Consider the following 10006-nt stretch of genomic DNA (forward strand, 5'->3'; position numbering starts at 1 on the left):
TATTTGATTTTATGGCTTTTTGGGTGTTGTAAGCAATTATCTATATATAATAATGATTTGCAGCTCATAAAGTTAGTTTTTGATGTATATTTTTTGAAAAGAATTTGCTTGCGACTCGATGTTCTTTTCTTTAGACAAATAAAGTGCTCGTTTATATAAAACAATATTGACTAAGGCTCCGGGAATGTATTTTTTTGTTACATTCGGGATCTTAGTCGTCATATGATTTTTTTAACTTTTGGTTGAATAGAAGCGATGTTTATAGCTGGTACCCTTTTTATATGAAACCCTCATTTTTAAGTGATCATGCGACGGTTTGTAAAGAGTGTGATTGGGTGACGCCTATCCCTGAGTTACAAGAAGGGCAGCAATTATGCTGTGCTCGATGTCGAAGCCCTTTGTTTTATCATCCCAGACAAAGGTTGAGTAATCTCTTGGCTTTTGGGGGATCTGGGATATTGATGTTGGTGCTCTCTTTAAGTTTCCCCTTTCTGAGCTTTTCCGTGGCTGGTGTTGGTAGAACGGTCAGTCTTTGGCAGGAGATATCGACCTTGTTGCTGAATTCTTTCACATTTTTAGGGGTGTTGGTTCTAATTGCTTTATTAATATTGCCAGCGCTGTATCTTCTTAGTGTCATATTGTTGGTTTGGTATTTAAAAAGAAGTCGTCATCAAACCTTGCAGACTTATTTTATTCGAATATTGGTTGGTGTGCAGCCTTGGCTAATGGTGGATGTGTTTTTGGTCGGAGTCATTGTTGCTTTGATTAAAATGCAAGGTAGTGCATCGATTGATCTTGGACTGTCGTTTTGGGCGTTTTGTGGTTTTGTTATCTGTTTAGTTAAGACGATTTCGATGGTGGATATTCGGTGGTTTTGGCATCAGGTCGCGACGCCTTCTCTGAGCATTGCTTTAAGTTCGCAAACTGCACGCTCTCAAGGCGTAAAAGGCTGTCAAACCTGCGGAGCTATTCTTCTCATTGACGAGGCTCACTGCAGTCGTTGTGGTCATAAGGCAAATAGTAGGAAGCCGCAAAGTATTAAAGTCACGATCGCTTTGTTGATCGCCTCTTTGGTTATGTATGTACCTGCTAATGTCTTTCCCATCATGGAGACCACCTATTTTGGCTCTACTACACCCTCGACGATTATTGGTGGTGTACTGTTATTGTGGTCAGAGGGGTCTTACCCTGTTGCGGCCATTATTTTGATTGCGAGCGTGTTTATTCCGATCGCGAAAATGTTAGCGCTGAGTTGGTTGTGTTGGCAATCTTATCGCCCAAGTTCCTATGGCATTATGAAAAAGCTCACCTTGTATCGTTTGACTGAGTTCGTCGGTCGCTGGTCCATGATCGATATTTTTGTTGTGGCTATTTTAACTGGGCTGGTTCAGTTGGGGGGGCTGCTAAATATTTACCCTGGAAAAGCCGCTTTATGCTTTGCCAGTGTAGTGATACTGACTATGTTAGCAGCGCAATCATTTGACCCTAGATTGCTTTGGGACAAAGAGGGGCATACCCATGATGAGTGATGATAAAAAATATCATGCTAGATTAACTGAGGAATTTTGGTTTGAGTACTGACAATAACAACCTCCAAGAGGTACGTAAAATCCGCTTTAATACTATTTGGTTTGTTCCTCTAATCGCCTTGCTTGTTGCCGGATGGATGGTGTATCAAAATTGGTCCAATCAAGGTCCAGAAGTGACTTTGATTGCGCAAAACGCAGATGGTATAGAGGCTGGGAAAACCAAGGTCAAAGCCCGTAATGTGGACGTGGGAATGGTGACAGCAGTGCGTTTGAGTGATGATTTTAATCAAGCCATTATTACTGTCCAAATGAATAAAAATGCCAGTAAAATGCTGCATGCGGATGCACAGTTTTGGGTTGTTAAGCCGCGTATTGGTAAAGCCGGAGTTAGTGGTTTAGGGACATTGCTTTCAGGGGCTTATATTGAAATGGAGCCCAGTCTAAAGGGGGAACTGAAGACACGTTTTACTATTCTTCCCAACCCACCTGTTTCGACCAATAAAAGCCAAGGTATCCATCTGAAATTATTTAGTACCGGCAGTTCGAAAATGGATGTTGGTACAGCAGTACACTTTCGTGGTTATGATGTCGGCTACATTGAAAAAGTGGGATTCGACATCAAGAAAAATGCCATTACCTATCAAGTATTTATCCGTGCGCCTTATGACTCTTTGGTCAATAGTGCTGTACATTTCTGGATTACGCCAGGGTTCTCGTTGCAAAGTTCTGCGCGGGGGTTTGAAGTAAGGTTGGATTCTCTTGAAACCTTGTTTTCTGGGGGAATCAGCTTTGGCATGCTAAAAGACCAACACATAGGACATCCGGTAAAAAATTTATCGCAATTCGAACTTTATGCTTCCAAGCAATCTGCGCAAAACCACGTATATAACGAGTTTATTAATTATTTGTTTTTGTTTAAAGAAAATGTTAGTGGCCTAGAAGTTGGCGCCCCTGTTGAGTATCGCGGATTGCGCATCGGTACCGTGATGCAAGTGCCTTATAATGGATTAGATATACGTGCTCTTACATCAATGACGGACCCTGTGATTCCAGTACTTGCTCGAATAGAGCCACAGCGATTGGATCATCAACTCAATGGTATGACTCGGCAAGAATTTAAAAACATGATTCAGAAAAGTATTCATGATGGTCTTAGAGCCTCATTAAAAACCAGCAATTTACTGACTGGGGCGAAAATCATTGATTTGAACGTTGTAGCGAGTCCTCAACGAATTAAGACTAAAACATTGAAAGGGATTGATGTGTTTCCAACAACGCCAAATAGTTTGGCGAATATTGAAACAAAAGTCTCGATTATTCTAGATAAGCTATCCAAAGCGCCTATTGACGAAAGTTTTTCGCATGTAAATCATACAATGATCGAGGCGAGTAATACGTTGCAGAGTATTAAAAAGTTAACAAATGACCTCAATGCTCTGCTGCAGAAAAAAGATACCCAAGCTCTGCCACAGCAAGTGTTAGAAGCAGTTCAAGAGCTCAAGAAAACGCTTGTTACCTATCAAGGTGACGGTCAAATAGGCGGGCCTGTTCGAGATAGTATTGAATCATTACAGCGGTCTCTTAATGAGCTGCAACCCTTATTAAGAGAATTAAGAAATGATCCAAATGTTCTGATTTTTGATAAGAAAACACAGAAAGACATTCAGCCCAGAGCGGGAACACAACAATAGGAAACTCAACATATGCTCAGTCGATATTATCTCTGTATAGCGGTGACTTTATCCTGTTTGTTAACAGGTTGTGCGACGACTGTTGTGCCAAGTAATGAATATCTCTTGATGGACCAGGAGGCCAAAAATACGACATCGATATCGTCGGACTTACTCAATAAAAAGCAGCAAGTTGCGCAGATTCAACTGTTGCCTATTAGAGTGGCTGATTATCTTGCGGGCAATGAAATGGTGTTGGTGTCTAAACAGGGGGAGGTATTTCGGTCTCAGCAAAACTTGTGGGCAGAACCATTAGCACCTCAACTGAGCCGAATCACCTTGCAAGCTTTAATTAAGCGTATGCCCAATGTCGAGTGGTTTGGATCGCAGGCTTTGGTCTCTTCATCGGAGCACTTAAGTATAGATGTTGATACATTCTATGGAGATCTTAATGGGATGGTTCATGTTGCGGGTCGTTGGAAGTTGATTTCGTCCTCGGGACAGGTGCTGGTTTCGAAAGAATTTGTTGCCCAAGGACGTTTGCCAAAAAGTGGATATCCAGCCCTTGTGCAAACCCTTGGTAAGGTGTGGTTTCACAAAGTAATTGACCCCATGGTGAAGACCCTTAGTTCGGTTGATAAAGGGGCCGTTGTTGAGAAAAATAATACGGAGAAATAAGTAAGTCTTTGTTCTTGGTTATTCTCTAAGAATATGTGTGGAGCATTGTGGAAATGATTAGTGAGTGTGTTTCGTTTCTGTTGATTCAAGATGAGCAGGTGCTGTTAGAAAAAAGAGCGGATGATAAAGCCTCTGACCCAAGCTTAATTGCTATTCCTGGTGGTCATATAGAACCAGGGGAAAGTCAGCTTGATACACTGATTCGGGAATTAAAAGAAGAATTGGATGTGATACCAGACTCCCATCACTATTTATGCAGTCTGTATCATCCTACGAACGAGCTGCAATTGATTCATTATTATGTGATACCCAGTTGGACAGGCCAAATCAAGTCACTAGAAGCGGAGACGGTGTTTTGGCATGAGATGCAGAGTGCGCCGATCGATGTGGCAGCTGATGTCGTAGCTGTATCGGAATATTTTCGAGTATATTCTTCACTTTGATATGGCAATAATAAAAAGTACCGCGAATGAGTACCTAGATAATGCAAAAGGTGGAGGTGTAATATTGCACACACTTCGCTGGCGCTGAGTGGTGGGGGCACCCTAAAAGATATAGAGACTATTAGCCAAGTGGCGGCCAAGCCGTTTGCACGGGATGAGCAGAGTAAACGTTTAGAGAGGGATGCGTTGATAGCACAGCTTGTTAATAAACACCACTATTGTTTTTCTCTATATGGATAATGTGTTCTAGGCAAAGAGTACGCCAGACACAGCCTTATGTATCAGATAAGGCTGTGTTCGTCTTAGTGATTGATTAGACAGTCAGTTCGTTGGCTAAGACCTGGATATGTTCTGGTCCTATTCCGCAGCAGCCACCAATTAGGGTTGCTCCGTCTTGTATCCATTGTTGCGCCCATTGTAGGTAAGCGGGTGGTGTTAGGTCTTGACGTAAGGCATTTAAGCTTTCATTTGCAGTGGCATTTTTTGGCTGAGGAGGAAAAGCGTTTGCATAAGCGCCAATCTGAATAGCTTTATTTTGCAGTATGGCTTTGGTTAATTTTATGGCTTCACCAATGATTTCAGGCTGACTGCAATTGAATAATATGGCGTTAACGCCGATGACTTCCATGGCCTTTACGGCTTCTACAACGCGTTCGCCCGAGCGCAGAAGCGGCTCTTCCGTTGGTTTGGAATCTTCTAACGTGAACGCTACCCAAAATGGTTTATGTTCCGTGTCGACTTTATCGACGATGGCTTTAATTTTGGTGGGTTCATCTATCATGCTTTGTGTTTCACATAGCCAAATATCCACGTAGTCGTTTTGTGCTTTAATTAATGGTGTAGCGAGTTCTTCGACCCGTTCAGCTTGATATAAATCTGCACGGTAAGAACCGAACATAGGAGCGATAGAAGCCGCTACTTTGGTAGGTGTGCCACTTTCATCCGCCGCTTCACGTGCTTTTTTTCCTGCGAGTTCTGCTAGTTCATAAGCCCGTGCTTTGAATACCTCTTCGCCAATGTGGAATGGTACTAAAGCGTAGCTGTTAGTGGTGATGACGCGGGCACCACTGGTTATATAGCCCTTGTGAATAACCTTAACAATATCAGGGGCTTCCATCATGGCTAAAGCAGACCATTCAGGCTGTTTAAAGGGGGCGCCGTGGCGCTCAAGTTCACGGCCCATGCCGCCGTCAAGAATGGTGATATCTGTCATTTTTCTTACCTGATCTGCAAAGTAGGGAGAATTCTAACGACATTTTTTAACTATTCAATCGATTACAGCAAGAAAAATAAGGTGGTTGAAAGAATATGATGAATTTATATTGAAGCGTCGTAATTAGAGAATAAAATGTCTGTCTTGCTCAATTATATGAACGCTATTGTGGTCACACTAGCCAACTTTAGAGTCTTTTATTGCAGAGATCATTATGAAGCCAGTGGGTGTATTTGATATTTTAAAAATTGGCGTTGGGCCATCCAGTTCGCATACTTTAGGGCCTTGGCAAATATGCAGAGCATTTGCTCAAGGACTGGAAGATAAGGGGCTGTTGGATAACGTTCATAGTGTTCGAGTCTTTTTATATGGTTCTTTGGCATTGACAGGACAAGGTCACTGTACTGATATTGCCATTATGATGGGGCTGTCGGGAGCGGATCCTGTAACGGTTCCCCTAGAGGATGTAGACAATATCCCTAGATTAATAACTTCGACGGGGCGACTGTTATTGTCCGCCAAGCGAGACGTTCATTTTCCTCCGGCGTCAGCCATTGTTTATCATATGAGCGAACGATTGCCGATGCATGCTAACGGTATGACGTTGATTGCCTACGATGAACAGGAGCAAGAAGTGACACAAAAGACAGCTTATTCCATTGGCGGAGGAGCCATTCTGTGGGAGGAAGGTGAAGACGTTATCAACGAGCCAAGTTTAGGTTTTCCTGAAACGGGTAAGGATTTGTTGGCTTTGTGCGATCATGATGGGGCGTCTGTGAGCATCTCCCAGGCCATGTTAAAGCTAGAAGAGCAATTACGTCCGAAAGCTGAAACAAAAGAAGGATTACGGGCTATTTGGCGGGTGATGGAAAGTGCTGTTTTTCGAGGTTGTCACACGATAGGGGTGTTACCTGGTGGGCTAGAGGTAGGGCGCCGAGCGGCTCAATTGGCTACTAAGCTGATGCCCAACTCCTATGAATTAGATGAGAAGGCATGGTTTGAGGCTATCGGGGCTTGCCATAAAGATTTCTCACATACGTTAAAGTGGGTGGGATGCTTTGCATTGGCGGTGAATGAAGAGAATGCGGCTTTAGGACGTATTGTGACTTCACCAACTAATGGTTCGGCTGGCGTGATTCCTGCAGTGATGATGTATTACCTGTATTTTACCGATCAAAAAGTGACTCAGGACGATCTTATTCACTTCTTATTGGTCGCGGGGGCCATTGGCAGTATTTTCAAAAGTGGCGCGACCATTTCTGCTGCGATGGGAGGGTGTCAGGCCGAAATTGGCGTGTCGTCTGCGATGGCCGCAGCGGCTTTAACCGAAGGGTTAGGTGGCTCCCCTGCACAAGCCTTGATGGCGGCTGAAATCGCCATGGAACATCACTTGGGGATGACATGTGATCCGGTTGGTGGCCTAGTGCAAATCCCTTGTATTGAGCGCAATAGCATGGGGGCGATCAAGGCCATTACGGCGGCACATATTGCTTTAAATACGGAAGCGGCCAATGCCAAAGTCTCGCTAGACGATGTGGTGCGTACTATGTGGCAAACGGCGCAAGACATGAATAGCCGTTACAAAGAAACCTCCCAAGGTGGTCTTGCGGTGAATATTTCTGTGCGTTTGCCCGAGTGTTAATCGTTGGCTGTACCTGTTTAGGAATGTTTTGGGCGCTATAGCAGTGGCTGATAGCGCTTGAGCATTGCTTCTTGGCTTTCTGGTTCTTCGCTCAGTTGCAACTGATCTTTGATCATTTGACCCATGGTTGGCAGCTTGGAGCGCTCTATCTTAGTAGATTCTGACCAGAGCTTGGAGCGCATCAGGGATTTAGCACAGTGTAAAAATACTTCTTCAATGGTGATGTCGATACACGCTTTAGGAGGGTTTTTCTCTTTTGCAAAATGAGCAAGGTGTTCTGGGCAAGTGCTGATGCTTGCTGTGCCATTGATTCGTAGCGTCTCATCGACCCCCGGAATTAAAAACAGGCAGCCAATCTTGCCTGTTTCTATAATGTTGACTAAAGAGTCCAATCGGTTATTGCCTTTTGCTTCGGGGATGAGAAGACGATTGGTATCCAGAATTTTAACGAAACCTGCGGCGCCTCCTCTAGGAGAGCAATCTAGCTTGCCAGACTGATTGAATGTTGAGATGGTCATAAAAGGAGACAGTTCAATAAATCGCATGCTATGGGGTTCTAGCTGAGAAAGTTGTTTTTGTGCAGCACGACCCTTAGCATGACCAAAGATTTCTCTTAACTCGACTTCAGATTGAATAGGCATTGTATTATTTCCTTGACTGGTTGTTATCTCTTATCCAGTAACAAACTCTCTTTGAATAGACGTGTTTGGTTACGCCCTCTTTCTTTGGCATCATACAAGGCTTCGTCTGCCTGCCAAATGATTTCATCAAGATTTAAGGCTTGCTTATCGATTGGGTAACCTGTCATGCCAATGCTGACATGTAAGGTGTCGCGACCTATTGCGATTTGATTGATCCTGTCATGAAGTCGTTGGCAAAAGGTGTTGGCCTTGTCTATGGGCGTGTTATAAAGGACAATTAAAAATTCCTCCCCACCCCAGCGAGCCACAATGTCACAGGAACGAACTGTGTTTACCAAGACTTTCGACATCTCAATGAGTATTTTATCCCCTTTTTGATGACCAAATGTGTCATTGACTCTTTTGAAATAATCGATATCTAACAGAATAAAAGACAACATTAAGTCGGCACGTTTTGTCTGCTGGATCATTTCATTTGCTCGTTTTGTCGCCTCTCTTCTATTGAGTAATCCTGTCAGTTCATCAGTGGCAGAGGTGATGGTTAGAGCTTTGGTTTTGTCTTCGAGCTTATCCCTCGTATTGATAAGCTCTTGATAGAGTTGGTCTCGATTAATGGCGCTGAATAACGCCCAATGGATTTTACCTTGCTGGGATAGGGTCGCGTTGATGGTGACAGGAACAGGCTCTTTCTTCGCCGAGAGCAGCATGACTTGTAGCTCGGATACTTTGCCATCTTGTAACAGCATTGGGTAAAAATAATGTTCTAAAAAGAGAATACTGGCTTTGGTAAAAAGAGCCGTAATGGGTTGGCCTATTAAGCTTTCTTTGGCAAAGCCAAACTCGTTCTCAATGTATGCATTGAGTTGCAGAATTTTCTGTTCCTGAAAATCACTGACCATAAGGCCACATGGAAATATATGGGGGTCCATCTCCATCTGCTTACTGGTCTCCTTATTGAGTTTGATCAATAAAATCTTGAATGCAGTTGAGTACTTGTAATGGGTACGTCATATGCAAACAATGTCCTTTGCCATTAATAATATCCAGCTTAGCATTAGGTAGCTGTTTTTGCGTATATTTACCTACTTCAACGGGCACTAAAGTATCCTGTTTACTTTGTATGACTAAGCAGGGCTGGTGGACTTTCGGCAGTAAGTGGCGGTAGTCAGAAAAGAAGGTTGCTATGGCGAACGGTTTAGAATAGGTTGGGTCTGTTGAGCAAAAGCTAGTGAGTAATTCTTGTACCAGTGCATCGTCCGTTTCTTGTTCTGTATCTGTTTCTGAAGGGGTGCTGTTCATGACCAAAGGGGCGAGATAGTTGCCCCATCCTATGTAATTTTTGTCCATTAAGTTGACGAGTTCTTCTAAATCACTTTTTTCAAAGCCACCAGAATAACCATCATTCAAATTTAAAAAGCAGGGAGAAGGGCACACCATAACCAGTTTGTCGATCAAATCAGGCCTTTTCTGGGCCGTAATTAAGCCGATGGTTGCACCGACCGAATGTCCGACAAAGAGTACGTTGGAAAAATCCAATGAATCACAAATTTCGATCACATCCAGCGCGTAACCTTCTAGCTGGCTATAGCGGTTTTTTTGATAGGCCCGAACGTCTGAATTGCCGCTGCCGACATAATCAAACAAAACGACTTTGTACTGTTTTTCTAGGTAGGGTGTTAAAAAGCGCCACATGTTTTGGCTACAACCAAAACCATGGGCTAACAGGATGACATCCTCGCCTTCGCCCAGGATGTTGATATGATTACGGCGTTTGATATCTAAAGCATTAAACTGAGTGTTGCTGATGGATGTTTCCATGTTGTCTCTCCCTGTTATTGAGTCAAGAGGGGATAAGGTTGAGGGAAGGAGGCCACTCTTTCCTTGGTGTTTTGAATAGTATGGGATACGAAGGTTTTATATTGCCAAGTCGTTCAGTACGTGACCCATTAAGCCGCGATACAAAAGATGGCCAGTTGGCAATTTTTTGGAATGCGCCTCAATGGTGGAGTATAGTATATTTGAGTTTTCGAATGCCTGATAGGGATGATTTTAAGTTTAAATTATCCCCCTGTGTCAGGATAGTTGTCGCCTCATTTGATATTATAAATAGACAGGGGGCGGTAAGTTAAAACCAGTGGATTACCAAAGACATTCAAGAGCCTTTAAAGAAGCCATCTTACAGAAACTCAG

9 protein-coding genes are annotated in these 10006 nt (G+C 43.3%); 5 read left to right on the forward strand and 4 right to left on the reverse strand.

Annotated elements, in window-relative coordinates:
* Positions 1 to 281 precede the first annotated feature (281 nt).
* Genes MSP8886_RS19125 through MSP8886_RS19140 form a run of 4 tightly spaced genes read left to right on the forward strand, consistent with a single transcriptional unit; the run spans position 282 to position 4320 of the window.
* Positions 282 to 1529, forward strand: coding sequence for a PqiA/YebS family transporter subunit (locus MSP8886_RS19125; RefSeq protein WP_067019707.1), 1248 nt, complete (start codon positions 282 to 284; stop codon positions 1527 to 1529).
* Positions 1530 to 1570: 41 nt separating this feature from the next.
* Positions 1571 to 3220 (forward strand): intermembrane transport protein PqiB, encoded by a 1650-nt coding sequence (gene pqiB / locus MSP8886_RS19130; RefSeq protein WP_067019710.1) that lies wholly within the window; start codon positions 1571 to 1573, stop codon positions 3218 to 3220.
* 12 nt (positions 3221 to 3232) lie between these two features.
* Complete coding sequence (locus tag MSP8886_RS19135) at positions 3233 to 3877, forward strand: PqiC family protein (RefSeq protein WP_067019713.1); 645 nt, start codon at positions 3233 to 3235, stop codon at positions 3875 to 3877.
* 53 nt (positions 3878 to 3930) lie between these two features.
* Positions 3931 to 4320 (forward strand): NUDIX hydrolase, encoded by a 390-nt coding sequence (locus MSP8886_RS19140; RefSeq protein ID WP_067019717.1) that lies wholly within the window; start codon positions 3931 to 3933, stop codon positions 4318 to 4320.
* A 313-nt stretch (positions 4321 to 4633) separates the two neighbouring features.
* Here MSP8886_RS19140 and MSP8886_RS19145 read toward each other — a convergent pair whose 3' ends face one another.
* Positions 4634 to 5533: a homocysteine S-methyltransferase family protein gene (locus MSP8886_RS19145; protein ID WP_083201046.1), complete on the reverse strand. Its 900-nt coding sequence runs from the start codon at positions 5531 to 5533 to the stop codon at positions 4634 to 4636.
* A gap of 214 nt (positions 5534 to 5747) precedes the next feature.
* Here MSP8886_RS19145 and MSP8886_RS19150 point away from each other — a divergent pair, with 214 nt between their 5' ends.
* On the forward strand, positions 5748 to 7175 hold the full coding sequence (locus MSP8886_RS19150) for an L-serine ammonia-lyase (protein ID WP_067019720.1): 1428 nt from the start codon (positions 5748 to 5750) through the stop codon (positions 7173 to 7175).
* Between the two features lie 35 nt (positions 7176 to 7210).
* On the opposite strand, the gene MSP8886_RS19155 is transcribed toward MSP8886_RS19150, so the two are convergent.
* Genes MSP8886_RS19155 through MSP8886_RS19165 form a run of 3 tightly spaced genes read right to left on the reverse strand, consistent with a single transcriptional unit; the run spans position 7211 to position 9634 of the window.
* Positions 7211 to 7816, reverse strand: a complete 606-nt coding sequence (locus MSP8886_RS19155) for a pyridoxamine 5'-phosphate oxidase family protein (RefSeq protein ID WP_067019723.1) — start codon at positions 7814 to 7816, stop codon at positions 7211 to 7213.
* 23 nt (positions 7817 to 7839) lie between these two features.
* Positions 7840 to 8715 (reverse strand): GGDEF domain-containing protein, encoded by an 876-nt coding sequence (locus tag MSP8886_RS19160; RefSeq protein WP_175365324.1) that lies wholly within the window; start codon positions 8713 to 8715, stop codon positions 7840 to 7842.
* A gap of 52 nt (positions 8716 to 8767) precedes the next feature.
* Positions 8768 to 9634 (reverse strand): alpha/beta fold hydrolase, encoded by an 867-nt coding sequence (locus MSP8886_RS19165; protein ID WP_067019729.1) that lies wholly within the window; start codon positions 9632 to 9634, stop codon positions 8768 to 8770.
* Between the last annotated feature and the right edge of the window lie 372 nt (positions 9635 to 10006).

Origin of the sequence: Marinomonas spartinae (assembly GCF_900089775.1) — a bacterium.
Lineage (GTDB): Bacteria > Pseudomonadota > Gammaproteobacteria > Pseudomonadales > Marinomonadaceae > Marinomonas > Marinomonas spartinae.

Coding starts and splice junctions, on each gene's coding strand:
- MSP8886_RS19145 (WP_083201046.1), bottom strand. CDS start 5,533: ATGACAGATATCACCATTCTTGACGGCGGCATGGGCCGTGAACTTGAG.
- MSP8886_RS19155 (WP_067019723.1), bottom strand. CDS start 7,816: ATGCCTATTCAATCTGAAGTCGAGTTAAGAGAAATCTTTGGTCATGCT.
- MSP8886_RS19125 (WP_067019707.1), top strand. CDS start 282: ATGAAACCCTCATTTTTAAGTGATCATGCGACGGTTTGTAAAGAGTGT.
- MSP8886_RS19150 (WP_067019720.1), top strand. CDS start 5,748: ATGAAGCCAGTGGGTGTATTTGATATTTTAAAAATTGGCGTTGGGCCA.
- MSP8886_RS19165 (WP_067019729.1), bottom strand. CDS start 9,634: ATGGAAACATCCATCAGCAACACTCAGTTTAATGCTTTAGATATCAAA.
- MSP8886_RS19140 (WP_067019717.1), top strand. CDS start 3,931: ATGATTAGTGAGTGTGTTTCGTTTCTGTTGATTCAAGATGAGCAGGTG.
- MSP8886_RS19135 (WP_067019713.1), top strand. CDS start 3,233: ATGCTCAGTCGATATTATCTCTGTATAGCGGTGACTTTATCCTGTTTG.
- MSP8886_RS19160 (WP_175365324.1), bottom strand. CDS start 8,715: ATGGTCAGTGATTTTCAGGAACAGAAAATTCTGCAACTCAATGCATAC.